Source organism: Ekhidna sp. (genome assembly GCF_965221965.1).
Lineage (GTDB): Bacteria > Bacteroidota > Bacteroidia > Cytophagales > Cyclobacteriaceae > Ekhidna.
The window spans coordinates 2788081-2815000 of sequence record NZ_OZ244926.1; the positions used below are offsets into that span (position 1 = coordinate 2788081).

The following is a 26920-nucleotide window of genomic DNA, read 5'->3' on the forward strand; positions in this document are numbered from 1 at the left end:
TATGGCTTATTGGGAAGTAATAAAAACAGAGATTTTGATTTTTGCAGTTGTCTCACAAAAAGAGCCATGCTGAATTTGTTTCAGTATCTATGACGAAACTTGAGCCAACCATTATAACGAAGTGCTTCCTACAAATCCACATTTTCCTGAACGATTTATCCTGAGATGAATTGATTATATAGACATTAACACGAAAACAATGAACGTATTAATCATAGGCGCAAACGGAAAAATTGGAACAATCTTATCCAAAAAGTTAAAAGACACTCCTCATCAACCCATCGCAATGGTGAGGAAAGAAGAACAACAAAAGTCCTTTAAAGACAAAGACATTGATACAGTACTCGCTGACCTGGAGAAAGATTTTGACCATGCATTTGATGGTGTAGATGCCGTAGTATTTACAGCCGGCAGTGGGGCACATACAGGGAAGGACAAGACCCATCTGGTAGACCGCTTAGGGGCTAAGAAAGCGATTGACCTGGCAGTGAAGCATAAAGTGGATCGGTTCGTGATGGTTAGTGTCTTTGGAGCGGATGCCAGTCCTGACCAGTGGCCGGCAAGCATGGCACATTACTATGAAGCCAAAGCGGATGCAGATAAGCACCTCATGCAAAGTGGATTGAACTACACCATCCTAATGCCCGGTCGGCTCACCGATGATAACGGCACCAACAATGTGGAGATTGGTGAAAAGATCAGTCAGCGAGGGGGCAGCATCACCCGCACAGATGTAGCTACTGTAGTCCGGAAGTCTCTGGATCATGAAAAGACTTTCGGCAAGAATCTGGAATTATTAAGTGGGGAAATGCCGATTGATGAGGCACTGGGTCAATTGTAATCATCGAACGCGCTTATATCTTTTTCTTCTTTTCAGCACCTTTCCTTCATATCCTTCAAAGTAGACCGGGACTGCTATATCTTTCCCTCTACGAACGACAAAGTGAAGATGTGGCCCTCGTGTGAATCCGGTCAATCCGGAGTAACCAATGTGTTGTCCCTTTTCTACGTATTCACCTTCCTCCACAAGTACCCCATTGTAATCAAGGTGTACATAAGAAGCGGTTGTGCCGTCTTCGTGTAAAAGAATGATGCGATTCGCTTTGTATTTATACTCCTCACCTCCATGATCCTTAAAATGTTTTTCCACTTTAATTACCACACCCTCTCTGGCAGCATGTACTGGTTCACCAACCTCCAACTGAAAATCAATAGCATATTTAGAAGCGATGTGATTATGTGAAAACTTTCCATTGAAAGTCTGACTTACCTCATACTTTTTTCCCTTCTTAAATGGAAATCGATAGAGATAAGTACTATCATGGACTGCCTTAGGATCACCCAGGTAATAGCCCAAATCAAATTGCTCATTGAATGATTCTACTGCTGCGCTATCTTCCTCTCCTTCAATATTCATACATATAAGACTATCCATGGGAGCCACAAGACATTCTTTAACAACTGTCTTTGATTCAGATTCCTTCACATAGAAATCCAAAGGCGCGAGCGTGTGATTCATCACCATGAGCTTTAATTCTCCTTCCTTTGACACAACCTTAACACTCAAATCCCTTTCTACATGATTACTTTGAACGGCTAGCAAAGGAATGGTGATAGCCATGGTAATAAAAAGCAATAGACATTTCATATCATCAAAGAGCGCAAAAGTTTTGCCGGGTTGCAAATAAAAAAAGCCCCGCACACATATGCATACGAGGCTTCAGCTTTAGAAATGCTTTACCGTATTAGATTGTTTTTTGATTTTCATGCACACCTTCTGCAAACTCCTCAATCATTTTCGCATTGAAATCTTCTAAATCTTCAGGTGAACGACTGGTAACTAATCCGGCATCCACGACCACACTTTTATCTACCCATTGCGCTCCTGCGTTTTTTAGGTCGGTTTTGATGCTTGGGTAGGATGTCATCATTCTACCATTTAACGCTCCGGTTTCAATCAATACTTGTGGGCCGTGGCATATTGATGCAATCGGCTTCCCAGCCTCAAAAAAATCGCTAACAAATGCGACTGTGTCTTCATTGACTCGAAGTAAGTCGGGGTTGGCAACTCCACCCGGTATTAGAAGAGCATCATAATCATCCGCGCTGGTTTGTTGTACCTGCTTATCAACTGAGATTTCCATATTCCAGTTATCGTCTTTCCAGCTTCTGATTTTGTTCTTTCGGGGAGAAACAATAGTAACATTGGCTCCACTGGTCTCCAACATTTCCTTAGGTGAGGTCAACTCTGATTCTTCAAATCCATCTTCGGATAATATTGCTACATTAACATCTTCAAGTGGTTTCATATCTTATTTTCTGTTATTTTAAATTCAACATTCATTTACTATTAATACAAATGTTCCGTATGATCGTTTGACTATATCTGAAATCACAATTCGATTTTATCCAAGTAGCTAACCATAAAATATTATACTCCAAAACTGCTGTTTCATAAATGTCAGAAGTACACTACACCGCCTCCGAAGAAAGACTCAATGTACTTACACATGCATTAGGAGTAATTCTTAGTTTGATTGGACTGATTTTCTTGCTCATCAAATCATCCGGGACAATTGAGGTGGTTTCTTCTATGATCTTTGGTTTGAGTTTGATCATCCTTTATTCAGCCTCTACAATGTATCATGCTTCAAAAGACCAGAAAATAAGGGCGAGGTTAAGAATTTTCGATCATGCAGCCATCTATGTTTTAATTGCAGGCACGTATACACCAATTTGCCTGATTACACTCTATGAAAATACAGGTCTTACTTTGCTTTGGGTAATATGGAGCGTAGGTATTAGCGGTGTGGTCCTCAAACTCTTCTTTACGGGGAAATTTGACAGACTGTCCACCATTATGTATATCGCTATGGGATGGATTGCCATCTTTGCCATCAAGCCTCTATTGGCAAGCATGAGTACTGCTGGATTGCTCTGGTTATTGGCCGGAGGAGTTTTTTATACCTTGGGTGCACTACTTTATAGTATTCGTTCCATGCCGATGAACCATGCCACCTTTCATATCTGCGTATTGGGAGGAAGCACATGTCACTACCTTATGATTTACCTCTACGTCTTGTGATCAATCGTCGAAACAGGCTATAGTGAAATAGGTTATGATCGTGTGATTTCCTATATTAATGTAGCTATACCATCACCTGATGATTACGAGCCTTAGAAATTCCAAAGAAATCGGCATACTGCTTAAAGCTAACTTGCTCTTAGCTCTGCTAAGCCTGGGGCTTATTTATAATACTTGTGCACAACAACTTACAAATCAGAAAAGGTTAAGCCAGTTTGTACTGCGCGGGTGGAACACCGATGACGGACTCACTTCAGAATCAGTTAGTGAAATGGCACAAACAATAGATGGATATTTATGGATTGGCACTTACACCGGGCTACATCGATTTGATGGCAAAGATTTCACCGTATTTACCAGCCAGAATAGCGACCTTCCTTCATCGAACGTACTTCGCATCGAAAAAGGAAGAGGTAATGAACTCTGGTTAGGAACCCTACATGGGGTAGCCACATTCAATAACGGCACCTTTGAGGTACCTTTGGGTTTAGAGGCTGTTAAGCATTTGAGCATTGAGGAAATGCTCCTTACACAGGGTGGTGATTTATGGTTTAGCTCAAAATCGAATAACCTGTTTCGATATCGAGATGGAAACCTGGAGGAGTTGACGAAAGAGTTTCAGGTTGAAACGAGTACCATTTTATGCATAGAAGAAGACCGAAATGGGTATGTCTATTTCGGGACTGACGACTCCCGTCTAATTAGATATTCCCCTGAGGGAGAGATTCAAAACCATCAGTTAAATGAAGATGTGAATGGAATCAACACTTTGCTTTATTCAAATGGCCTAACCTACATGGGAACGGGAAGTGGACTATTTCTTTGGGATGGCACTGAATTGATCAAAAGTCCAATATTCAAAAATACCACAATCAACACGCTCCTTTTTGACAAGAACAGAGCGCTTTGGGTTGGGACTATGAAGGGGCTGTTCAGATATAACCAAGCAACTTCCAACCTTGATTCTTTAACAGAAGAAAGTGGTATGCCAAATAACATTGTTGAAGATATTATTTTCGATTCCGAAGGAAACTTATGGGTTGGTACCTATCGCAGCGGTATTTTCTTTCTGGGGGATGGCTCCATTACCAGTTTTACTAAAAATGATGGCCTGGCCACCAACATAATTAGTAGTGTAACTGAAATTGAGAAAAGTACTTTTTTGCTTGGCAATGAAAATGGCACTCTTAATTTGCTCAAAGATGGAAAGGTTTCAGAGTATACGCCTCCAGTTCCGATTCCTAATGAACGACTAAAAAACCTTTTTACAGACAGCAGAGGTCGGATCTGGGTGAGCACCTATGGAGGGTTGGTTGTCATAGATGGTAACGAAGGAAGACGGTACACCGTTTCCGATGGATTCCCAGACAACTTCATACGTCTCGCATACGAAGATAACGAGGGTACCATCTGGGTTGGGACAAAAAACACTGGCTTGTTTTTGTTTGAAAATGGTAATCTGGAAAGTTGGGAAACACTCAATATCGATGATGGACTTAGTTCAAACTATATTCTTTCCATCGAACAAAATAGTTCCGGAGAAATCATCGTGGGTACCATCAGCGGACTAAATATCATCAAAAACAGAAAAGTAATTAAAGCAGTAACTGTTGAAGATGGACTTCCTTCCAATTTTATGTTTGCCACCCATTCTACTTCCAGATTTATCTGGATTGCTTCCAATGATGGTCTAACTGGTTATAGTGAAGACAAAATCGTCAACTTCTCTTCTGAAAATGGCATGCCTACCAATATAATCTATGATGTTTTGGAGGACAAGGAAGGTAACTTATGGATGCCGTCAGAAAATGCAATCCTGAGTGTAAAAAGAGAAGAATTGGAGGCTGCAGCTGATGACCCTCAGCGACGGATCAAAATCAAGCAATTCGATGAGAGTTATGGAATGAAAAACAGTCACTGCCTTGGTGCTGTGCTGTCTTATGAAGATTCCGGCGGGAGCTTCTGGATCCCCACGATCGGTGGGGTTGTGAGATTAAATCCGAATGATATAAAACCTCCAACCTTTCGTCCAAAAATGCTTATTGAGGATGTATATGCGGATAACCAACTAATATCCCAACAAGAAGGGAAAGCGATCGTCATTCCGGCACGTACAAACAGGTTGTCGATTGATTTTACAGGGATCAGTTATTCACAGACTGACCTCCTGCAATTTCAGTACCGGCTGACTCCCTTTGATAATGACTGGATACCCGCAACAGATGAGCGAAATGCTACCTATACCAATTTACCCCCGGGTAACTATAGCTTTGAGTTACAAATTGGAGTAGACAACTTCTACTTTAAGAAAAATCTTTCTAAGTCAATTACTATAACAGCGGCGTGGTGGCAGACTGCCTGGGCAAAAGGGCTGATGATTTTATTTGCAATATGCGTTGCACTACTGATATACTGGCTCAGGTTAAAGTCACTAAGGTCAAGTAATATCAAGTTGGAGGAAACCGTAAAAGTCCGCACCAAAGAAATAGAAGAACAAAAGCAGGAATTAAGGTCGGCTATTGACCAACTGAAAAATGCGCAGGAGCAAATGATCCAATCGGACAAAATGGCCTCCCTTGGTATTCTTGCAGCCGGAGTAGCGCACGAAATAAACAACCCTCTAAACTTTATTCAAGGGGGTGTAGAAGGCTTAGAACAAAAGCTGATTAAGAGTAAAAAAATCAAAAAGGATGAGTATGGAATGCTCATCGGCGCAATAAAAGAAGGAATATCAAGAGCTTCAACAATCGTGTCAAGCTTGAATGAGTTCAGCCATGCTTCCGATGAAAAGCTAGAACCCTGTGATATAAAACACTTGATCGAAAATTGCCTTACGATGATTCAGTACAGGCTCAAGCATGGTATTGACTTAAACAAGGAATTTCCAGATGAAGATGTTGTAGTTCTTGGGAACAACGGAAAACTCCACCAGGCTTTCCTCAACATTATTACCAATTCAATCCAGGCCATTGAGGATGCCGGAACGATTGAAATCAAGACTTCATTAGAAAATGGAAAGGTGACAATCGAATTCATCGATTCCGGTCAAGGCATAAAGCCCGAGCATCTAAAGAAAATCACAGAGCCATTTTTTAGCACAAAGGAACCGGGAAAAGGAACCGGGCTAGGCCTATCCATTACGTACTCCATTATAAATGAGCATAATGGCTCACTCTACTACGAATCAGAATGGGGAAAAGGAACAAAAGCTACGGTTGTGCTGCCATTGATGAAGAAATAGCTTACCAAAATTCGTATTCGTAGGTTATCGTATATTCAGCTTCATTATAGCGATTGAATATCTCAGTTCTATCTTTTAGGCCATCTTCATAATAGTGAACTCTGGAGTTTAGCAAAGTCCCGGATTTATAGTATTCTGATCTAACCAGAAGGTTGTTTTCATAGAAATATCTTCGTTCGTAATCCCCATTTTTCACACTAGTCATATTGTCCCCTTCGTAAGAGTATTCAGTTGTCAAAAACTTTTCTCCAGATTGCTTCCTGGTCTGCTCACGTATTTCCTTCTCCTCCTCTGACATATCTTTTTCAACTAGCGCCCTTAATTTTTTTTGTGCTTCATCAGCATCATCAATATTCCTGTAAAAGTTGGCTTGCATTACATTAATGACCTTTCCGTTTTCATACTCAAAATACTCAGTCACATCCGGCATCATCATTTCAATAAAAGAGCTTTCATCCTTTTTTTCTTGTTTCCGCTCTATTTCTGTAGGTAACGTCTCATCATCCACACTCACAATTTCTCGCCATGGGAAATCACCCTCTTCCTTTATACTTCTCTCTTTTAAAAATTTAGCGTAAGCGATCGGCCAATCATTCCCGTATAAAAAGGTCTTTTCAGCAGTACCTGTAGTAAGTCCATCCATGATATATGGTAATCCGGATTTATCAGGAGCGTCCCAAAAATATTTCTTGGTTTCAAACTCCCGGTCATATGGGTAAGTGGTCTGCTCAACAAACTCATCTAAGGTACCATCGGGTAAAAAACTTGTAATGGCTACAATCTTACCCGTTTTCTGTTGGGTGTCGTCCTGATGACTTGTAAATCGCGTGGTTATTGTCTTAACATTCTGTAGCCTCTCCGCCATGATCACATCGGATGGCTGCTCAATATCACAACTCACCAGCCAGAAAGCTAGCAGTATCGTTAATGTAGTAAAAACAGATACCCATCGACGGTGCACGGGAATACTTTTCATTGCAATAATTCTTGCCTTTAAATGACGTGCACTAAAGTGATTCATAATCGAGACGTCTCGCTCCGGCACACTTAAACCTAAAAGAGCATTCGCATAACCAGAATAACTTTCCTGCCTGGTGATAAAGTAGTCGGTTTCGAGCTCTGTATTCAATGAAATGATCCTTTTTAAAGGCCAGGCAAAAGGGTTAATCCAAAACAAACAGCAATAAATGTGACTTAGTAAAATATCCAGACTATGAAAAAGCCGAACATGTGTCAGCTCATGATTGAGGATCATATCAAAATCATCAACGTCCTTACCAACAAATATCCAGTTAAAAAATGACGCTCCTTTTAACTCGGCTTCTTTTACAATAAAACACACTTGACCGTCACCCACTTGAGTATCTGATCCTCTCTTCAATTTAAAAACCTGAAATATTCCCAAAGAGAGACGCCCCAAAAAAAACAAAGTGATCCCAAGGTATATGATTCCCACTATTAACTTCCAATTCGAATTATTGAATTCAGATTCAGACTTAATATCAGATTCTATTGACACTTTGCTATCCAATAGGTCTTGAGGTTTATTAATCTCATCACCATCCTGACTCCATGAAGGATCTATCATCTCTGCCGTAATTTCCTTAACCTTAATATTTGGAGACTGTGGAGTGGATACAGAAATTACGGGAAATAAAGATGAAAAAATCATCCATCCGAGTAAATAAAGTCGCCTGAAAGAGGGGGTTGTATGTTTTCTAATAAGAAGAAATCCCAACCAAAAGATACCGGAAATGAAAATTACTTCGAGTAAGTAGGTAAAAATGAAATTCATGATTTTTTAATTAGATCCTTCAATTCCTCAATCTCCTCATCCGATACATCCTCATCTGCTAAAACCTGGGATAAAAGTCCCTTGTAGGAACCGTCAAAATATTCGACAATAATATTCTTGAGCATATTGCGTCTATATTCGTTTTTAGATACCACTGGGAAATATTGATGAATCCTACCGTAAGCTTTGTGGCTGACCATCCCTTTTGATTCCAAAATTCTGACTATAGAACTCACCGTATTGTAAGGACTCTTTTCCTCTAACTCTTCAATGATATCTTTCACAAAGACTTCATTCTTCTTCCAAATAATCTTCATAATAGGCTCTTCAGCCTTTGTAAGTCGTTCCATGATTGGAAATATAAACTAAAAAATCCGTTTTATAACTTATTTTTCAGTTTTATAACTAAAATATCAGTTAATCTAATCTTGCCTCATGAAAAAAATGACGCTGAAAGCTCCTATCCTCAAATTCGAATCAGACCTATGGAGTTATTATGTAGCTATTCCAAAGAAAGTTGGAAATCAATTTATTGAAGGTGAGGACAGACGTGTCATTTGTAAGATCAATAACGGAACCCCAATCCATAGTGCCTTAATGCCAAAGGGAGAAGTCTACAGTATCTATGTGAAAAAGGAATTCATGAGAAAAAACGGACTTGAAGAGGGGGATGAGGTGGACATACAACTGAAGAAAGATAAATCGGAGTATGGCATGCCTGTTCCCGAATCGTTTCAGGTTCTGTTGGATCAGGATACTGAGGGAAGCATGTATTTCCACGAACTCACTAAGGGCAAACAAAGAACCCTGATCCATATTGTAGGGAAAGTGAAAAATGTAGATAGTCAGCTAGCTAAAGGATTGGCTATCATGCATCACCTGAAAGAAGCCAAAGGTGAGTTAGATTTTAAGCGACTCAACGTTTTGATTAAAGAATACAACAATCGAAAATGAAAGTTTTGTAGCTTGGTATTATGAAACACTTTTTAGCTACCATTTCACTCATTCTCTCATTTCAACTTTCTGCGCAGGATCAACACTATAAAGTCACATTATTGCGAGCAAACCCCGGAGATCTGTTAAATCTGATCGAGTTAATCGATCAGGATATTTCCAATTTCGAAACCTACCTGGAAAACAAACCATACCTGCTTCGCCACAGCCAGGGAGACCACTGGGACCTAATGTTAATTTATCCAATTGATGATCTGGCAAGCTATTTCTCCTCACTTCAGACGGATGAAAGAATGGAGTCCGAAACAATAGAAAAGCCTTATGGTGACGATTTTTTCAATCTTGTTTCCTTTCAGGAAGAGGCCATAGTGAAAGGGCCTCCTGTCAATGTTTTTATCTCAGCACTTGAAAAGTATCGTCTTTTCCACATTGAGATTTTTACTTCTCTGGCTGGTAAGCAAAACGAACTACTGGAGCAGCGATTGGCAGAGAATCAGTTTTATGCCGGTATAGAACACCGGCCCAATTTTATTTTCACACGCGTATTCGGACCAAGCTGGGATAACTTTACCATCGGTTTTTATGAAGATATGCATGATTTTGCCGGACCTGATGTGCCATTTGAAAAGGAAAATCAAGCCGCCAAAGAAGCCGGCTTTGAGGGAGTGAACTACATAGGCAGCTACCTGCGTTCGCTAATAGCTGAGCATCACGATACTTTAGCATGGAAAGTAGAATGAGGCTAAATATATGTGAAAGAGATGCAACAAGCTTTTAATTATACCTTCGCAGAAAACTAAAAATCGATGAAAATAGACTTAAAATACAAAGGCGATGAGGAATTCACCTCCACTAACCAAAACGGAAATAAAATTGAGGTAGACATGCGACCTGCTGAACAAAAGCAGCATCAATCACCCACAGAAATGTTATTGTCTGCGGTAGGTGCGTGTGCGGCAGTTGAGATTGTTTCAATGGTGAAAAAACGTCGTAAAACATTCGTAGACCTGAAAGCGGAAATCAGTGGGGAACGAAGAGATGAACACCCTCGGGGCTTCACCAAAATCCACTTAAAATACTTTATTAATTCTCCGGATTTGACAGAAGAGGAAGCCGAGCGGATAGTAGACCTGGCAACAACAAAATACTGCTCAGTAGCAGGATCCCTTAGCGCGGAGCAAACGCATTCATTTGAAATTGTCCGGGATTAACCCTCTATCATCTTATTCAGCATATCAGATAGTTTATCAAAGGAACTCATCTCATACATGATTAGTATGTCTCCGCTAATATTCTTCCCCCGAATGGAAAAATTGGTGTGGCATACAAGCACCTGATTATATCGTTGCTTATCCAATTGGCCATAGATTCCTTCCACATCTCCTTGATAACTCCTCGGCATGTGATAATCCAGTGGCGCATCCAGAATATTACCAAAAGAACCCATAATGGCATTGAGTATGATGTTGCCAACCTCAATCATGAGACCATCTTTCATTTCATCGATGGTTGCAGAATCAGGATCTTCATGGATTAATAAAGAAGCAAGCTGTCTGGAGCTCTCCCCTGGCAAAATCACATTCGCACTTCCCTCATACTCACCTGAGAACCTCATTTCTACCGAATGCACCTGATCTCCACCTCCGAGTTTTTTAATCTCAGAAAGAACATCATCGAATGTGATCACATTCACATAAGGCACATTTAATATGATCTCTCCATCGATCATCTGACTAAGCGATGCAGAACCCTTACCAACACCAATGTTGATGATTTCTGTTATGGTATCTATTTGTTTTGAACTGAGCATATCTGTATCGCTTAATTAAAAATGTTATTCAATATTGAAACTAGTTCATCTTTACTGACAACCTTGTTCATAAATGCAGTAGCTCCCAAACTCATCGATTCCTCCCTACGAGCTTTCTGAATATCCGCAGTGATAACAACTACAGGAGTTTCATTACCTCTATTTTGCAACTCCCTCAGTACATCTATACCTGACATCCCTCCCATTAGCAAGTCAAGGAAAATACAGTCATGAGAATCATTCAAGTTCTCCAAAAGGTCCTCACCTGAAGCCACTGCTTCTGATTCATACCCCAAATCTTTGAGTATGTCCTGAAGCGTCTTGCGCTGAAAAAATGAGTCATCTGCAATTATGATCTTTTTCATTTATTCCTTTTTTAAAATCAAACTCACGGTAGTCCCCTTGCCTTCCTCACTGGATATTTCAACATAACCACCATGCAGTTTCATAATTTGTTGTACAATAGACATTCCTAATCCATGGCTGGGCTCACCATCTAATCCAGCTCTTTTTGATCCACCGAATTTCACAAAAACGTCTTTCAAAATGTCTTTACTCATCCCTATCCCCTCATCAGTAATTGTTAATCTGAGCATTCCACCTTGCTCTTCTACACCAACAGTTATATTGGATTCGGACTTGCTAAACTTAACTGCATTACTCATAATGTTATCCAATGCACGAGTGAGTTTAGATTCACTCACCATCGCCTTTGCATCATTATCGGATTCAAAATGAACCTTTATTTTCTTCTTAAGGGTCAGTAGCCGGTGAGTCGCTAGATAATTCTGAACAAATTCTTTCATCACCACAGGTACCATCTTTAGTTCATATCTTTCTGATTCAATCTCAGCAAGCTCCATTATTTCATCAGCCAGCCGTAGCGTTTTATCAGTATTCACCTTAATCATATCCAGATATGTGGTGACCTCCTCCTTATCTAAATGTTCTTCCGTCTGGATGGTATGATACATCAGGTTTACAACTCCCAGAATTGACCCCAGAGGAGAACGAAAGTCATGAGCAGCATTTTGTAAATAAAATATGGAGTTATCCTTCTCAGGGATAACAAACCATAGACTTTCGATTTGTGATGATTTTTTTATCGATGCACATTTAATATCCGCTGATAAGCCATTGTTTTTGATGGTAAACTGAGACTCGGACACAGAACCAGAAATACTTTTATGGTAAGTTACGAGATTGTCTAACAGTCCTTTCGGTACGAGGTTTTCTAAAGCATAAATACCCTCAGGAAGCATCTCCGGGCAAGTGCTTTTCTCTACATGAATGGCATTGGCTTCATTCCAACTTACCCATGCATGAGATGCAGCTGACTCAAATAAGCTGAGCCTAACAAGTAAATCCTCGTCATTCAAAATACTCATTGGCAGTGGTTACAAATGCAAGATAATTCCAATTACTTTAGTGCCACGGTTTAAAAACCGAAGTATATCGAAAAAACCAACCCGCAAACCAGCTAAAATATGCGAGTGATTTTAATCCTTTTTGCATGCTTATTCTCATTGGATTCACTAGGACAAACACCGGAGGAAGATGAGGTGAAGTTCCAATCTGCAGTGGATTGGTTAGATAGTAAACTCAGCTACCTCTATTATGATGAAGTAGGTGAAAAATGGTGGAACAATACATTTTATGTAAATGATAAGAAGGAGATAACGATTAAACATATTTCCTCAAGCAAGCCCAACACTGCAAATATTAGAAGCAAGACCTATACGATCCGCACTTTTAAGATTCAGGATATTAATCCAAAAAGCTTAAAAATCAAGGAGGTAAAAGAAACGAAAGGGCGAATAGTAAAAGGGAAAATGCTGGAACTCAGAACCTATGGCTTTCAGGATTTGATTCACAAGACCATAAATAACAGGCCCGCAACTAGTACATCCTTTTTATTCCTTTCCTTTCCCTCAGCACTGACTGATAGTATTTCAGATTACGCAGAAATTGCAAAGCAGAAATTTGAGCAAGCTATTCTTGCCAGCACTCAACTATACCCGAAAGGAAATGAGCATGATATTGAAACAGTTTTCAAAGCTCTATCCGGATCATTTGAAACAGATGATGGAAAAAAATGGGATGCAGAAGAAGTAAAATCAAATGTCCTCAAAATTGACAGGGGCATTGATGCTATTGAATACTTTGGGTTTGATGAAGAAAACAAGGAATTCTATCTATTGGATATTTCTTCAAGGGGCATACACAAAAAGTCTTTTCAACTGGACAATACCAATGATTTAACTCTTAAAGAAAATGAAGAAAACATATTCAAATTTCATACGCTCCATTCTTTTAGTTATGAAGGTATTCAGTTTTTCAGGCGGTGAGATTAGCTTGAAGAGCTTGTTCAGCTATTTTTTTATACTTCCTGCCGATTGAGAGCTCTTTTTCTCCTAATCTAACTTCTTCCTTATTGTAAGAATCTACATGAGCTTTATTTACCAAAAACGAACGATGAATTCGAATAAACGAGTTGGGTAGCCGTTTTTCAAAACTGCTGATTTTCTCTTTAGTTGTATACATTTCTTTATCAAGATGCACTTTGACATAATCCCCAAAACTCTCTATATAAGTAATATCAATCAGCCTTAGGTTTATATTCTTTCGATTGGATCGGATAACGATTTCTTCTTGTTTCTCGTTTGCTAACCTCTCCTCTACCTCAGCCAGCCTTTGAGTTTTTTCTCTTAGTTTTTGAATTGACAGAACAAGCCCTTCTGCAAAAACCACCAAATAAAGAATGAGTGTCAATAGGTAAATGTCACTGGCTATTTTACCGAGGTTATCTATTTGGTAGTCTGCAAGCACTACAAAGGCAAGCACCATTACAAGAAGCTCAAAGTAAATAGAGACAACCAGCATATAAAGCAGATACAAAAAGAACCTGCTCATTCTATTCTTTAGTAAGTACTTAGGAACCAGAAAACGATTAAAGAAAATAGAAGTAGCGAGCACCACAGGCATCAGTATAGTTACAAAATAGATTGATACAACAAAGCCACTCAAGGATGTGCTCAATAATAGGATTAGAAACAACCAAACCCCAAACCAGAAAATCAACTGCTTTTTAGCTAACATGGACCCGAAGATGTACTTTTTCAATGGAAAAAGTAAGAAAAATAGATGAACGACACATTTACCTATGGATACTACCTTTCATTCCAGCAGCAGTAAAACTTGCTTTGTTGCCATGTTTAACTAAATGAAAAAACTATGATTGAATTATTTCAAATGGGAGGTCCCCTTTTTATGAGCATACTCACGATCGAGTTGGCAGCAGTGATCTTTTTTGCGGCAAAATGTTTTATTAATAAGGAGCATTCGGTCAGTCAAATCAAGAGTGCGGGGTTATTGGCTGCCATTACCGGAATTCTAGGACAACTTATTGGACTCTTTTCAGCATTCGAAGCAATACAGGAAATAGGATTCGTTTCTCCTGCAATGCTCGCTGGAGGCCTAAAAGTGTCTATGATTACGACTATGTATGGAATTATTATTTACGTGATAGCTATAATACTGAGTCTAATTCTTAAAGCGAAACACTAATCGTAAGAGCCGGACTTCTGGCTTTTACCATTTTCTTCATCCGTATTTTTCCTGATTAGGCTAAAAAAAATATCCCGATAATTTTACAGAATGCTAAAGCGGGTCAATATCGGGAATAAACTAGCGCTAATCATGATTGCGCTTTCACTGGTGGTGATTGCCTTGCTTTCCTCACTTTTTTATGTACAGTTTGACACAGCCCTTCAAGAGCGTGTGATGCTTCAATTATCTTCTGTAAAGCAGCTGAAGATCGTTAAAATAAAGAATGAGCTAACGGATCGAATGAATGTTTTTCGTGATGCTCTGGCTAATCCCGAAGAAGCTCTTGAAGAGCATAGTGAAGTTTTTAGCCATTTACAATTCTACGACTCTATCCCTTCTACCATAATGGGGTTAGACCTGAATGTTTCACCAGAAAACATAGGGAAGAATGTAATCATGAAGGATATTACCCCGATAGATATTAGTCATGAAATCACCATTAGTCTTTTCGGGAAAACTGGAACTAAATTTCTGATCGGTATCGCTGAGGTTCCTGAAGTTCAGGATATACTCCTGGAAAGAACAGGCCTGGGACAAACAGGTGAATCATACATTGTCGGTAGCGACTATAAACTAAAAACCAAGTCAAGATTTTTCACGCAAAACCCCAGGGAGGTTGAAGTCAAGACAAAAGGGGTAATGCGGGCGCTTGAGGATCAGCCCGGAGAAGATATTATACTCGACTACAGAGGAACCGAGGTGTTTAGCTCATATGAAAAAATCGAAGTGAGTGATATAAAATGGGTAATTCTCAGCGAAATCAACCATCAGGAAGCGCTTTTCCCTTTAAATCAGCTTCGCAGCAATCTTATCTACATTCTGATCATCATCTTGATTTTTGTTCTAGTGGTATCATATTTTCTCTCAAGGATGCTTGTGAGCCCTGTGCTAACCATGGAAAAACACCTGAAAGACATGTCAAAAGGTATGCTCAGTGTAGTTCCTTATGATAAAGACCGGGAGGACGAAATCGGAAGGATGTTTATGGCATTGGATAAGCTAGTAAGCGCCCTACAGGAAACGGTGGTATTTGCCAATGAAATTGGATCAGGAAATTTTGATGCCGACTACAAACCTCTAAGCGAAAAAGACAAAATGGGAGCAGCGCTGATACAGATGAAAGAAAAGCTGCGAACATTCAAAGAAAATGAAGATCGCTTGCTTAAGGAAAACCAACGATCCATACTCAATGGTGAAGAGAAAGAGCGCTCCCGACTCTCCAAAGAAATGCATGATGGACTTGGCCCCCTTTTGACAACCCTTCGGATGAACCTTCAGGCTGCCGACCTGGATGAACCTACCAAAAAACAGCTCCTTCAGAGACTGGATGAGACGATCGGCGAGGTAAGACGAATGAGTAATAACCTAATGCCAAATGTGCTAGTGGATTTTGGTGCTGGTGAAGCAATTGGTAACTTATTGAAGCAAATAGAAGATAATTTTTCCATTCAGGTTCTTTACAAGAATGATATGCCTGCAGAATCTGATATTGACGATGATATTCATATTACTTTATATCGGATAGCTCAGGAATCAATAAACAATGCAATCAAGCATTCAAAGGCTACTGAGCTAAAGGTATCCATGAGTGAGTTTGATGATCATGTGGGATTTTTCATCGCCGATAATGGCATTGGATTTGATCCCGAACAGCCTGCTCATGGTAACGGCATCCGAAACATGAGAGAACGAGTAAAATTGACCAATGGGACAATAGCTATTCGAACAGCTAAAACAGGAACAACCATAGAAGTAGAAATACCACTGCAATGAGTAAGATTAGAGTTATAGTAGTAGATGACCACCAGTTATTCAGAGAAGGGATTATATCTCTCCTTGACAAAAATGAGGATCTGGAGGTTGTGGGTGAGGCCTCATCCGCGGAAAACCTATTTGGCTTGCTGGCCAGTACCGATCCCCACATCGTCCTGATTGATATTACCATGCCTGGAATGAATGGACTGGAAGCGATAGAGGATGCCCGCGAAAAGTATCCGAACGTGCGATTCATTGTGCTTACCATGCATGCCGAGGGGCAGTATGTGGTAAAAGCAGTAAGAAATGGCGCCTTCGGTTACCTCATCAAAAACGCCGATGAAAACGAATTGATTCAGGCCATTAAGAATGTTGCGGATGGAAAAAAACACTTCAATGATGAGATATCCCAGCTTATGATTGGCAACATGGCCATTGAAGGTGAGTCACATAAAAAACTATCTGATCGTGAAATGGAGGTTCTGACATTAGTCTCAGAAGGACAGACAACCAAGGAAATCGCAGATCAACTATTTGTAAGTGCGCGAACAGTGGAAACTCACCGGGTAAACATGATGAAAAAGCTGAAAGTGCAGAATACTGCGGAGCTCATAAAAAAGGCTGCTCATTTGAAGTTGATTTAACCCATCAGTAAAAATACGGACTGGCGCTTCCTGATATATTCTGAAAAGATTATACAATAATTTTCAGAGGTCAGGCAATTTACCTACGCCCTAAATTTGACATTCTAAAACAAGATAGTCATGAGCATCTTCGACATCATAGCTGTACTCATTTTTTTTTCAGGCGTATTCATTTTCGTCAACACGTTCTATTTAAAACTACCATCATCCATAGGTCTCACCATTCTTGCGCTGGCTCTATCGGTTTTAGTTTTCATCTTCGGTCTGTTATTCCCGGACTTTCATCTGGCAGAACATGTGAAAAAATATGATTTCGCTGAAGTACTCTATCGTTTCGTACTTAGTGTCATGCTCTTTGCCGGAGCATTAAATGTAGACTTCAAGAAACTCGGCAATCAGCTCATTCCGGTACTTGTTCTTTCATTTTTTGGAGTACTTATTTCCACTTTTGTAATAGCCACACTGATTTACTATACATCAGGGTTACTTGGAATAGAACTTAGCTACATCGCATCTCTTGTATTTGGTGCACTTATCTCTTCCACTGATCCGGTAGCTATAACCAAAACCATCCAGCGATTCAGGATGTCCAATGAGCTGGAAACTAAAATATCAGGCGAGGCGCTTTTGAACGGAGGTATTGCTATTGTTCTGGCGCTCGTACTAGTAAATATTTACAAAGAAGAGGCCGCCATGGGTTCACTAAATTTTACAGGCGCAGCTTGGGTCTTGATTAGGGACCTGGGAGGTGGACTTATCGCCGGCCTTTTCTTTGGTTGGATGGGTTATTCCGTCCTAAAATATATAGACAATGATGCAGTGGAAGTAGAGGTGTTGGTTACACTCGCATTGGTGATGGGAGGGTCCTATGCCGCAGACCTTATATCTGTATCTTCAATGATGGTAGCAGTAACAACTGGACTAATCCTGGGCAACTTTGGCCGAAATGAGAAAGGCGAAAGTGCTGTGGGCGGTTATGTATATAGATTTTGGCAACTTTTAGAAGAGACTCTGGCTGCAATGCTTTTTGTGCTAATAGGTTTTGAAATGTTGGTTATCCCTCTTCGACTTGACTACTTCGCATTAGGTTTTTTTGCAGTCAATTTTGCGTTATTCGCTCGGTGGGTAAGTGTATTCATACCCATCAGGTTGATGTCGATGAGTCGCTCCTTTGATGATGGCACCATACCGGTGCTATCATGGGGAGCACTTAGAGGAGGATTGCCAGTAGCCGTTTCACTCTCTCTCACCAATTTTCCAGGTCAGGAAATCATAGTAATAATGACTTACGTGGTGGTAGTTTGCTCCGTGCTTTATCAAGGCTTTACCCTCACCAAAGTGATGAAATATTATAACGATAAGCATCCCATGAAGTGGATGGACTAAGACTTCATAAGTAGTGTTATCATAGTTGAGTTCTTTTTTGGTGGATATACAGAAGCCTCTCGCATACCTTGCGGGAGCGCTTTTGTGATTTCAGAACTTTAGCTTACTTCCCAGCTCCATATCACTCAACTCAAGATCCAACGCTTTTGTAGAAAGCTGAATTTCACGAACAGAAATTATTAAAGAAAGCAAAAGAAGAACAAGGGATATTCCAAATATCCCGCTTCCCCATTCCCCTACCTCAAGGTAAATAAAGAACATGGCGAGCACACACAGCAGCAAACTCATTACACCAAACAACTGCATCGCACGTATAAGAAATAAACGCTTTCTAAGGTTTTTCAACTGCCCCTCTACCACACTTTTGGGGTTCTCGAGGTAACTTCTATGTAGCTGTCGAATGAGCGTAGCGATAGCAAGAAATCTGTTCGTGTAAGCCAAAAGCAACAAGGAAATCGCAGGAAATAAAAGTGCGGGTGTTGTCAGGGTAATTTGCATACCCAAAGATAGTGCTAACCTTTTCTTAGGTAAATGATGCCTTCCTTCATAAAGCCCAGGCCGTAAGCAGTTAACTGAATAAAAGCAGCGCAAACGGATAACATACCCACTTGCAAGCTTTTCGTTTTAATGGTTGCATCAAATAAAATGGCAAGAAAATACACACCGTATAAGAGCATCAACACTTTTCCTGGTAAGGGAAAAAGTACCATTAGAAACAACCCTATAATTATCCCAAGAGTGAATGCAGCTGGAAAAAAGTGGATAAGTTTTAATTCACTTTTGAAAAACCGAAAAACATTGATTCTTGCAGTTCCAAAAAAGTGAAGCTGCTTATAAAATTGTCGAAAATTCGTCCTGCGCTTATGATAGACAAACGCCTTATCTATAAGGGCCGTTTTAAATCCATTTCTAATTATTCGAATACTGAATTCAATATCCTCCCCTTTTTTCGGTAAAATATAACCCCCAGTTTTCTCATAAACCCTTCGATGAATCCCCATATTAAAGCTCCTGGGGTGAAAGATCCCTATATGCTTCTTACCACCCCGAATACCACCTGTAGTAAATAAAGAGGTCATCGAGTATGATATTGCCTTTTGAATTTTGGTAAAGTCCTTATGAGCCCTGTCAGGACCTCCAAAGGCATCAATTTTATTTATCTTGAGGAATTTCTCTACCTCTTCGAGGTAATTCGTGGGTATGATACAATCAGAGTCAAAAACAATCAACCACTCTCCCTTTGCCCTCTCAAAACCATAATTACGACTAAAACCCTGACCTGAATTTTCCTTGTAGAAATAGGATATATCTAATGATTCAGTGTATTTAGAAATGACATCATCGCACTTTCGAGTAGATCCATCTTCAATAACCAATACCTCAAAATCCTTGCACGTTTGATCCACCAGGCTTTCCAGCAATTCGTCTATTTCATCAGGACGATTGAATACGGGAATAATGATCGAGTACTTTGGCATCAATCCTTGGTTCTCTCTGAGACTAGGTAATCACTTTTTCGCTGACTGACCTGTATCATCATTTCCGCAATAAAGCCAGCCAAAAACAATTGCATACCAACAATTAGTGCAACCAGAGCAAGAAAGAATAGCGGTTGATCAACCACATCTCTTCTGGCCATATGATGATATTGACGATAGAGTTTCTCACCAATAATCCAAATGGTAATAAAAAACCCTCCTATGAAAGAGAGACTTCCAAAAACCCCGAAAAAGTGCATCGGATTCTTCTTAAATCGGGATACGAATGTCACCGACAGCAGGTCAAGGAAGCCAGTAACAAAGCGTTTCATTCCGTATTTGGTCGTTCCATATTTACGAGCCCTGTGTTCCACTACCTTCTCGCCGATCCTATTATATCCATTCCATTTAGCTATCAAAGGAATATATCGGTGCATCTCACCATATACATGAATGTTCTTCACCACATCGTTTTTGTAGGCTTTTAGCCCACAGTTGAAATCATGAAGTTCGATTCCTGATACTTTTCGTGTGACCCAATTAAACAATTTAGAAGGAATGGTTTTGCTGATTGGATCATGACGCTTCTTTTTCCACCCGGAAACAATATGAAGATTCAGATCCTTCACCATCCTCATCAACTCAGGGATCTCATCCGGACTATCCTGCATATCTGCATCCATGGTCATAACTACTCTGCCTTTCGCTTCATCAAAGCCAGTTTGTAGTGCAGCTGATTTCCCGTAGTTTCTATTAAACCTGAGGCCGATCACACGTTGATCATCCTTAGCATACTGTTGAATAATTGACCATGAGCGATCTGTGCTCCCATCATCAATCAAGAAAATTTCAGTTTCAATTTTACTTTCATCTACAACGCGAAAAATCCACTCCAAAAGCTCTGGAATGGATTCTTCCTCATTATAAACAGGTATAACTATCGATAAATCTTTATCCTTCAAGTTCAGGTTCTTTCTTTTTGATTATTGCGCCAGTTATTAGCGAAAGTATTGCATAAACAATTAATCCCCATAAAAAACCCATAAGAGATCCAGACACAGTAAAGCGATCTAGTGTGTCAGTTCTGGTTTTTTCCAAAGCCTCATCCATCTGATCTTCAGGCATACCAAATTTTCGCATCATAGATTCAGCATTTTCTACAGATTGATCTGCCAGCATTGAGGGTAACTCCGGATCAATTACATTATAAAGAAGAAGGTTAAAAATAGTGGATAGTATCCCCGCTGCTATTAGTACTTGCATAGAATATACCCATGCTTTACCAAAAGACATATAACCTCCAATTTCATTTCTGTGCTGGATTCCAAAGTAACACACCAAACCAATAAAGATTATAAAAAATACAAGCATCCACATTGAAACAAGTAATGCAGCATTTACAATATAGATTAGAAGTGTTAGTACAATGCCTATAACTCCTACAATTAGACCGGATTTGATTGCGTGATTATTCATAAGTTATTTAGGTTTTTTTCTTAAAATTATGGCAACTACAGGTGTAATAAGAAATCCAGCAATGATTTTCTTCCAAAAGGTGCTAAACAATAGCCGAGCTGTTGTCTCATCATCCACAGCGGCAAGTTGTTGTTGGTACTGATCTTCAGTAAAACGCTCCAAATACAAATCTTTCTTATCAACCAGCATTGCCCTGGCTCCATCCTTATAAGCCTCAATCAGCTCTGGGTTAGCTTGAAAAACAGCATAAAAAACAATGGAGAAGATCAAGACAGCAGGAATTATAACAATGAAACCTATACTTATTCCTTGCCAGAAATGAAAGAAACCCCCATTGCGGTAATCCTTGAACTCTTTTCCGCTGAAATAGATAAAAAGGAAAAATACTCCCAGATCAAAGATGAAATGACGCATGTCCAATAGTGGATTACTACCAAAATTGATTGATATGAAGAATAATCCAATAAGGAATATTCCACATAAAATGGAATATTTGAGAGTAGATTTTATCACTGAGCTAGAGTGTTATACTGGTTCCGTTAATCGTTCCTAAAACTTTACCTTTCAGCTTGGTATTCCAAAATGGAGAATTTCGGGATTTCGACTTATTCGTTTCATCATTCAAGGTCCAGATGTCTTCGGGATCAAAAATCGTAAGCTTGGCTACTTCTCCTTCATCTATCTTAACCTGCTTCTTTTTCATTATTCTCCTTGGACCACTAGTCACTCTCTCTATCAGTATATCCATCGGAATATCAGAAGAGATTTGTAACAGAGACGAATAAAAAGTCTGAAGCGAGGTGCTCCCGGGATCAGCTAAATCAAACTCCAGCTGTTTGCACTCCTGATCCAAAGGCCTGTGATTAGAGCAAATAGCATCAATGGTCCCGTCTTTCACACCTTTAATCAAAGCCTTTCTGTCCCGCTCGGTTCGATAAGGTGGAATGCTCTTAAGGTTAGTATCAAAATCTCCAACATTATCCTCTGTAAACAGTAAATGATGGATGGCCACATCACATGTCACAGCCAGCCCTTTCTTTTTAGCTTTTCGTACAAATTCCACACCCCCTTCAGTTGTTAATCTGCTAAAGTGAATGTTTCCACCACTATATTTCAAAATTTCTATGTCCCGCTGAATCATGACCTCCTCTGACAATGAAGGCTCACCTCTTAAGCCTAACAGTGTGCTCACCTTCCCCTCATGCATATGAGTGTTTTGTGCAATATTTAAATCGCGCGGATTTTGAATTACCGGTACATTGATGTCATTCGTATACTGAAGTGCCTTTAAAAGAAGCTCTGCATTCCAGATAGGCCTATCTCCTTCCGAAAAAGCCACCGCTCCAGCTTCATGTAAATCCAGCATCTCAGTTAGATTTTCACCCTTAAGAGCCTCGCTTACAGCAGCTATTGGATAAATATCCAAATAGTCAGGTGACTTCTTAATTAAATAATTAACGTCACTCTTAGAAGTAATTGGAGGGAAAGTCTCAGGAATCAAGCACACATCAGTAAATCCTCCGGCTCTCGCGGTTTCTGACCCGCTCGTAATATCTTCTCTATGCTCATTACCAGGATCAAAAAACTGTGCATTAAGATCCACCCACCCACAACTAATCATTTTTCCCTTTAAATCAACCTCCCGTTTAGCAGACTTCCCTTTGAGAGAAGTAATCTTCCCTTTTTCAATAAGTATGTTTACTTGCTTGGTGTGAGCTGGTGAGTTGAGGTCTAAGACATGTACATTCTTCAGCAATAAGCTCATTTGAGAAATCGGTGCAGCATTGTTTCAGTAAGAATCAATATTAGCGCCAAAATTAATGCATATTTCCATAAGCCTACAGATTCTGAAGATGCAAACACCGTATTTTCAGCCCCTTCATAAACCTGGGATACCGTCACATTATCATATTGCTCAAAAGCTCGCTCTAGATCTTCCAAACTCGGAGCAATCATAACAGATTCATTCTCTGGAATATTAATAGCTAGATGTTGCAAAGTATCTTCTTCCCGAATTAGATGGTAAATTCCCGGTTTTACATCATTTGGAATACTTAAAGTTGTTTTAGACTCAATTGAGCTGAAGTCAGGGATTACCTCAAAACCCTCCCCAACTAATTTAATTGGAATATCTGTCACCGGAACGTCCAACTTGATACTGTTTCCCGGATAAACATATGGTGCCTCTATACCCCCTGCTGATGTAAATGCTATTTGATATAAAACCGGCAAAAACAAAGCATTAGACTCAAAACCTTGACTATTATTAAGTGAAGTATTAAAGATGTAATTCTTTTGAGTTGAAAAAAGAAATGGACTTCCATCTCTAAAGTTTATAATGGGCTCAAAGGAGCCCTTAACATGAAAAGCCGGACTCAATTTCGGCATTGTGCCAGGCTGGGTATTTTCATCAAAAACACCTCTCATCAAGTCATTCCCAGGGATAATATCAATTTCCAATGGATCACTAGAATTTTGAGAAAAAGACATTCCATCTAAACCGCTGTAAGACAAACCATCAATTGAATCGGGTGGAAAAATTAACAAATACTTACTATCAAACTGCTCAATTAGGTTAATGGGTAACTCGAAGAAATTATTAAACACAATTAGATCAGACCCTTCCAATCGCTCATAGTCCAGATTTTGGGTGTTTAGAATCTTAGTATCAAAAAGAGATGAATTATTGAATACTTCTTCAATTGCTCTTCCTCCTTCATTATTTAAAACAGATATGACTGGCTTATTCTTTACCTCCCTTACAAAAAAGAACTGATTATCATATGTTACTTCATCACCGTCAATTTGCAAGGAATACTGACCATAGGCATCCATTGGAATATCAAACTCGAGAACATCTAACTCCCCTATCTCCTTAACAATTGAACTCAGTTGCCTTGACCCTTGCATCAACTTAACAACAACACTACCACTAGCCATATTGTACTTGACGAAATCAACATAAACAGTCAGTTCAGATAAATCATTTGGATTTGTCTGCAACCATAGACTATCTACAGCTAGATTTCGATGCTCACTCAGCTTATTCAAAAGAATTATTCGATACTGCTTTGTCGAATCTATCAGAATACTTTTTAAATCTTGTGTATTGACTCTTTGAAAGTCAGACAGCAAAATATTGTTATTGCTAGCATATTCAGCCATATCATATTCAACAACACTATTAAGTGATTTGGAGCTATAGCTAGATGATAATCCAAAATCAGAGACTGATGCAATACTTTGATTGTCAATATTGCTTATAAGATGAATAGGTTTTTGATTCTGGTTCGTTAAGTCTTGGACCAAATCGTAAAGAATAGCTGCTCCATCATTTATTGTTGAGCTTACAGAATTATCAAAGTATAGAGAAACTGGCCCGGTTCTTTTCACCTCTTTGTCAGACACTAAATGCCATATTGAAATTAAAATACAACCGAAAATGAGAAGTCGATTTCCTAATACTGCTAAGTATTTAAGTCTTGAAGTAGATTTTGTTTTGGAAGATAGGTTTGAAATATACTTTATTGTAGAAAAGTATATTCTTTTAGCTTTTCGAAAATCGAACAAATGAACAAGTAGTGGAACAAATAAGAAAAGAGCAAATACCCACCAAATCACAATATGCTAAATTTTAAAGGGAGTTTAACGACTTATTGCTTTGTAAGTTATATAAAACAAAAAAGCCCTCTTATTTCTAAGAAGGCTTTGTTAATAAACTGGCAACGACCTACTCTCCCACCTGTTACGGCAGTACCATCAGCGCTGACGGGCTTAACTTCTCTGTTCGGAATGGGAAGAGGTGGACCCCGTCGCTATAATCACCATAAAATTTGCCTATATCCCTAAGGACAGGACTTAATGTCTTGACATATAAAAGAAAGATTCACATGAAAAATTGCGAGTTTATCGAAACGCTTCAAAAAAGCTTATGGGTAATTAGTACTGCTCAGCTTTGACATTACTGCCTTTACACCTGCAGCCTATCTACGTCCTAATCTAGAACATCCCTTAAAAGAAATCTCATCTTGTAGTGGGTTTCGCACTTAGATGCTTTCAGTGCTTATCCCTTCCAAACGTAGCTACCCAGCAGTGCTCCTGGCGGAACAACTGGTACACCAGCGGTTTGTCCAACTCGGTCCTCTCGTACTAAAGTCAGATCTACTCAAATTTCTTACGCCCACAACAGATAGGGACCGAACTGTCTCACGACGTTCTGAACCCAGCTCGCGTGCCACTTTAATGGGCGAACAGCCCAACCCTTGGGACCTTCTCCAGCCCCAGGATGTGACGAGCCGACATCGAGGTGCCAAACCTCCCCGTCGATATGAGCTCTTGGGGGAGATCAGCCTGTTATCCCCGGAGTACCTTTTATCCTTTGAGCGACGGCCCTTCCATACAGAACCGCCGGATCACTATATCCTAGTTTCCTACCTGCTCGGCTTGTAGGCCTCACAGTCAAGCACCCTTATGCTATTGCACTCTGCGCACGGTTACCAAGCGTGCTGAGGGTACCTTTGAAAGCCTCCGTTACTCTTTTGGAGGCGACCACCCCAGTCAAACTACCCACCACACACTGTCTCCCTTTCGGGGTTAGGCATCAGATAAATAAAGGCTGGTATTTCACCAACGACTCCACCATGCCTGACGACACAGCTTCAGAGTCTCCCAGCTATCCTACACATCATTTACCCAATACCAATGTGAAGCTATAGTAAAGGTTCACGGGGTCTTTCCGTCCCGTTGCGGGTATCCGGCATCTTCACCGGAACTACAATTTCACCGAGCTCATGGTTGAGACAGTACCCAGATCGTTGCACCATTCGTGCAGGTCGGAACTTACCCGACAAGGAATTTCGCTACCTTAGGACCGTTATAGTTACGGCCGCCGTTTACTGGGGCTTCAGTTCAGAGCTTCTCCGAAGATAACTCCCCCCCTTAACCTTCCAGCACCGGGCAGGTGTCAGGCCTTATACATCCTCTTTCAAGTTCGCAAAGCCATGTGTTTTTGATAAACAGTCGCCTGGGTCTTTTCACTGCGGCCCCCATTGCTGGGGGCGCCCCTTCTCCCGAAGTTACAGGGCGATTTTGCCTAGTTCCTTAACCATGAATCACTCGAGCACCTCAGGATTCTCTCCTTGACTACCTGTGTCGGTTTACGGTACGGGCACCTTTATTCTAACCTTAGAGGTTTTTCTTGGAAGTCTGTTTAGGTACACTATCCACGCATCCGAAGATTTGTGGTACTATCAGGTTCAGCAGAGTCTGCGGATTTTCCTACAGTCCCTATACCTACACCCTTTAACGTACTATTCCGTCAGTACGCGGTACTTTCACTACTCCGTCACCCCATCGAAAATAAAGGTGGTACTGGAATATTAACCAGTTATCCATCGACTATCCCTTTCGGGTTCGCCTTAGGTCCCGACTAACCCCCGGCTGATTAGCATTGCCGGGGAATCCTTAGTCTATCGGTGGGCAGGTTTCTCGCCTGCCTTATCGTTACTTATGCCTACATTTGCTCTTCTCTATTCTCCAGCAGAACTCACGTTCCACCTTCGTCGATTAGAGAATGCTCCCCTACCATCATAAATGATCCTAAGCTTCGGTATTGTACTTGATGCCCGATTATTATCGATGCTCTGCCGCTCGACCAGTGAGCTGTTACGCACTCTTTAAATGAATGG

Annotated in this window: 26 protein-coding genes and 2 rRNA genes (1 of these 28 cut by a window edge); 11 read left to right on the forward strand and 17 right to left on the reverse strand. The window is 40.1% G+C overall.

The features are described 5' to 3' along the window. Nucleotides 1-199 precede the first annotated feature (199 nt). The gene (locus ACOQON_RS13155; RefSeq protein WP_420575881.1) at nucleotides 200-841 is read left to right on the forward strand and encodes an SDR family oxidoreductase; all 642 of its coding nucleotides are present in this window, start codon (nucleotides 200-202) and stop codon (nucleotides 839-841) included. Here ACOQON_RS13155 and ACOQON_RS13160 read toward each other — a convergent pair whose 3' ends face one another. Both ACOQON_RS13160 and ACOQON_RS13165 read right to left on the reverse strand, forming a co-directional pair. Then, nucleotides 842-1621 carry a M23 family metallopeptidase gene (locus ACOQON_RS13160; protein ID WP_420575882.1) on the reverse strand — a complete coding sequence of 260 codons (780 nt, stop codon included), beginning with the start codon at nucleotides 1619-1621 and terminating at the stop codon, nucleotides 842-844. Between the two features lie 124 nt (nucleotides 1622-1745). Beyond that, nucleotides 1746-2309 carry a type 1 glutamine amidotransferase domain-containing protein gene (locus ACOQON_RS13165; protein WP_420575883.1) on the reverse strand — a complete coding sequence of 188 codons (564 nt, stop codon included), beginning with the start codon at nucleotides 2307-2309 and terminating at the stop codon, nucleotides 1746-1748. A 149-nt stretch (nucleotides 2310-2458) separates the two neighbouring features. Between ACOQON_RS13165 and trhA the strand changes: the two genes are divergently transcribed. Further along, nucleotides 2459-3085 carry a PAQR family membrane homeostasis protein TrhA gene (trhA, locus tag ACOQON_RS13170; protein WP_420575884.1) on the forward strand — a complete coding sequence of 209 codons (627 nt, stop codon included), beginning with the start codon at nucleotides 2459-2461 and terminating at the stop codon, nucleotides 3083-3085. Nucleotides 3086-3164: 79 nt separating this feature from the next. Beyond that, nucleotides 3165-6326 (forward strand): two-component regulator propeller domain-containing protein, encoded by a 3162-nt coding sequence (locus ACOQON_RS13175; RefSeq protein WP_420575885.1) that lies wholly within the window; start codon nucleotides 3165-3167, stop codon nucleotides 6324-6326. A gap of 1 nt (nucleotide 6327) precedes the next feature. Here ACOQON_RS13175 and ACOQON_RS13180 read toward each other — a convergent pair whose 3' ends face one another. After that, nucleotides 6328-8121 carry a M56 family metallopeptidase gene (locus ACOQON_RS13180; RefSeq protein ID WP_420575886.1) on the reverse strand — a complete coding sequence of 598 codons (1794 nt, stop codon included), beginning with the start codon at nucleotides 8119-8121 and terminating at the stop codon, nucleotides 6328-6330. Next, nucleotides 8118-8471 (reverse strand): BlaI/MecI/CopY family transcriptional regulator, encoded by a 354-nt coding sequence (locus tag ACOQON_RS13185; protein ID WP_420575887.1) that lies wholly within the window; start codon nucleotides 8469-8471, stop codon nucleotides 8118-8120. Before ACOQON_RS13185 ends, ACOQON_RS13180 begins: the two co-directional genes overlap by 4 nt. Nucleotides 8472-8556: 85 nt before the next feature. Here ACOQON_RS13185 and ACOQON_RS13190 point away from each other — a divergent pair, with 85 nt between their 5' ends. The 3 genes from ACOQON_RS13190 to ACOQON_RS13200 all read left to right on the forward strand — a co-directional run bounded on the left by ACOQON_RS13190 (nucleotide 8557) and on the right by ACOQON_RS13200 (nucleotide 10286). After that, complete coding sequence (locus ACOQON_RS13190; RefSeq protein WP_420575888.1) at nucleotides 8557-9075, forward strand: YdeI/OmpD-associated family protein; 519 nt, start codon at nucleotides 8557-8559, stop codon at nucleotides 9073-9075. Between the two features lie 20 nt (nucleotides 9076-9095). Continuing rightward, a complete protein-coding gene (locus tag ACOQON_RS13195) occupies nucleotides 9096-9815 on the forward strand; it encodes a hypothetical protein (protein ID WP_420575889.1) in 720 nt (239 codons plus the stop codon). A gap of 66 nt (nucleotides 9816-9881) precedes the next feature. Further along, the gene (locus ACOQON_RS13200; RefSeq protein ID WP_420575890.1) at nucleotides 9882-10286 is read left to right on the forward strand and encodes an OsmC family protein; all 405 of its coding nucleotides are present in this window, start codon (nucleotides 9882-9884) and stop codon (nucleotides 10284-10286) included. Here ACOQON_RS13200 and ACOQON_RS13205 read toward each other — a convergent pair. Genes ACOQON_RS13205 through ACOQON_RS13215 form a run of 3 tightly spaced genes read right to left on the reverse strand, consistent with a single transcriptional unit; the run spans nucleotide 10283 to nucleotide 12273 of the window. Next, a complete protein-coding gene (locus ACOQON_RS13205) occupies nucleotides 10283-10885 on the reverse strand; it encodes a hypothetical protein (RefSeq protein WP_420575891.1) in 603 nt (200 codons plus the stop codon). The two genes, ACOQON_RS13200 and ACOQON_RS13205, sit on opposite strands and share 4 nt — an antisense overlap. Nucleotides 10886-10896: 11 nt before the next feature. Beyond that, nucleotides 10897-11250: a response regulator gene (locus ACOQON_RS13210; protein WP_420575892.1), complete on the reverse strand. Its 354-nt coding sequence runs from the start codon at nucleotides 11248-11250 to the stop codon at nucleotides 10897-10899. Further along, complete coding sequence (locus ACOQON_RS13215) at nucleotides 11251-12273, reverse strand: sensor histidine kinase (RefSeq protein ID WP_420575893.1); 1023 nt, start codon at nucleotides 12271-12273, stop codon at nucleotides 11251-11253. It abuts the gene before it with no gap. A gap of 99 nt (nucleotides 12274-12372) precedes the next feature. Between ACOQON_RS13215 and ACOQON_RS13220 the strand changes: the two genes are divergently transcribed. Then, on the forward strand, nucleotides 12373-13233 hold the full coding sequence (locus ACOQON_RS13220) for a hypothetical protein (protein WP_420575894.1): 861 nt from the start codon (nucleotides 12373-12375) through the stop codon (nucleotides 13231-13233). Here ACOQON_RS13220 and ACOQON_RS13225 read toward each other — a convergent pair. Continuing rightward, nucleotides 13223-14008: a LytR/AlgR family response regulator transcription factor gene (locus ACOQON_RS13225; RefSeq protein WP_420575895.1), complete on the reverse strand. Its 786-nt coding sequence runs from the start codon at nucleotides 14006-14008 to the stop codon at nucleotides 13223-13225. The two genes, ACOQON_RS13220 and ACOQON_RS13225, sit on opposite strands and share 11 nt — an antisense overlap. A 111-nt stretch (nucleotides 14009-14119) precedes the next feature. On the opposite strand from ACOQON_RS13225, the gene ACOQON_RS13230 reads away from it, so the two are divergent. The 4 genes from ACOQON_RS13230 (at nucleotide 14120) to ACOQON_RS13245 (ending at nucleotide 18279) form a co-directional block, all read left to right on the forward strand. Further along, nucleotides 14120-14452, forward strand: coding sequence for a MotA/TolQ/ExbB proton channel family protein (locus ACOQON_RS13230; RefSeq protein WP_420575896.1), 333 nt, complete (start codon nucleotides 14120-14122; stop codon nucleotides 14450-14452). A 132-nt stretch (nucleotides 14453-14584) separates the two neighbouring features. Then, nucleotides 14585-16267 carry an ATP-binding protein gene (locus ACOQON_RS13235; protein WP_420575897.1) on the forward strand — a complete coding sequence of 561 codons (1683 nt, stop codon included), beginning with the start codon at nucleotides 14585-14587 and terminating at the stop codon, nucleotides 16265-16267. Beyond that, on the forward strand, nucleotides 16264-16893 hold the full coding sequence (locus ACOQON_RS13240; protein ID WP_420575898.1) for a response regulator: 630 nt from the start codon (nucleotides 16264-16266) through the stop codon (nucleotides 16891-16893). The genes ACOQON_RS13235 and ACOQON_RS13240 overlap by 4 nt, the downstream gene beginning before the upstream one ends. Before the next feature lie 120 nt (nucleotides 16894-17013). After that, on the forward strand, nucleotides 17014-18279 hold the full coding sequence (locus tag ACOQON_RS13245; RefSeq protein WP_420575899.1) for a cation:proton antiporter: 1266 nt from the start codon (nucleotides 17014-17016) through the stop codon (nucleotides 18277-18279). A 90-nt stretch (nucleotides 18280-18369) separates the two neighbouring features. Here the strand turns inward: ACOQON_RS13245 and ACOQON_RS13250 are convergent, their stop codons facing one another. The 9 genes from ACOQON_RS13250 to ACOQON_RS13290 all read right to left on the reverse strand — a co-directional run. Further along, nucleotides 18370-18777: a DUF2721 domain-containing protein gene (locus ACOQON_RS13250; protein ID WP_420575900.1), complete on the reverse strand. Its 408-nt coding sequence runs from the start codon at nucleotides 18775-18777 to the stop codon at nucleotides 18370-18372. A 14-nt stretch (nucleotides 18778-18791) separates the two neighbouring features. After that, nucleotides 18792-19757, reverse strand: coding sequence for a glycosyltransferase (locus ACOQON_RS13255; protein ID WP_420575901.1), 966 nt, complete (start codon nucleotides 19755-19757; stop codon nucleotides 18792-18794). After that, nucleotides 19757-20719 (reverse strand): glycosyltransferase family 2 protein, encoded by a 963-nt coding sequence (locus tag ACOQON_RS13260; RefSeq protein WP_420575902.1) that lies wholly within the window; start codon nucleotides 20717-20719, stop codon nucleotides 19757-19759. Before ACOQON_RS13260 ends, ACOQON_RS13255 begins: the two co-directional genes overlap by 1 nt. Further along, nucleotides 20709-21233 carry a DUF4199 domain-containing protein gene (locus ACOQON_RS13265; RefSeq protein WP_420575903.1) on the reverse strand — a complete coding sequence of 175 codons (525 nt, stop codon included), beginning with the start codon at nucleotides 21231-21233 and terminating at the stop codon, nucleotides 20709-20711. The genes ACOQON_RS13260 and ACOQON_RS13265 overlap by 11 nt, the downstream gene beginning before the upstream one ends. A 3-nt stretch (nucleotides 21234-21236) precedes the next feature. Further along, a complete protein-coding gene (locus tag ACOQON_RS13270) occupies nucleotides 21237-21746 on the reverse strand; it encodes a DUF4199 domain-containing protein (protein WP_420575904.1) in 510 nt (169 codons plus the stop codon). A gap of 4 nt (nucleotides 21747-21750) precedes the next feature. Continuing rightward, nucleotides 21751-22989 carry a dihydroorotase gene (locus ACOQON_RS13275; protein WP_420575905.1) on the reverse strand — a complete coding sequence of 413 codons (1239 nt, stop codon included), beginning with the start codon at nucleotides 22987-22989 and terminating at the stop codon, nucleotides 21751-21753. Nucleotides 22990-22994: 5 nt separating this feature from the next. Continuing rightward, nucleotides 22995-24854, reverse strand: a complete 1860-nt coding sequence (locus tag ACOQON_RS13280; protein ID WP_420575906.1) for a BatA domain-containing protein — start codon at nucleotides 24852-24854, stop codon at nucleotides 22995-22997. 96 nt (nucleotides 24855-24950) lie between these two features. Then, nucleotides 24951-25062, reverse strand: a 5S ribosomal RNA gene (rrf, locus tag ACOQON_RS13285). Nucleotides 25063-25151: 89 nt separating this feature from the next. Next, nucleotides 25152-26920: ribosomal RNA gene (locus ACOQON_RS13290) — 23S ribosomal RNA — on the reverse strand (it continues 1099 nt past the right edge of the window).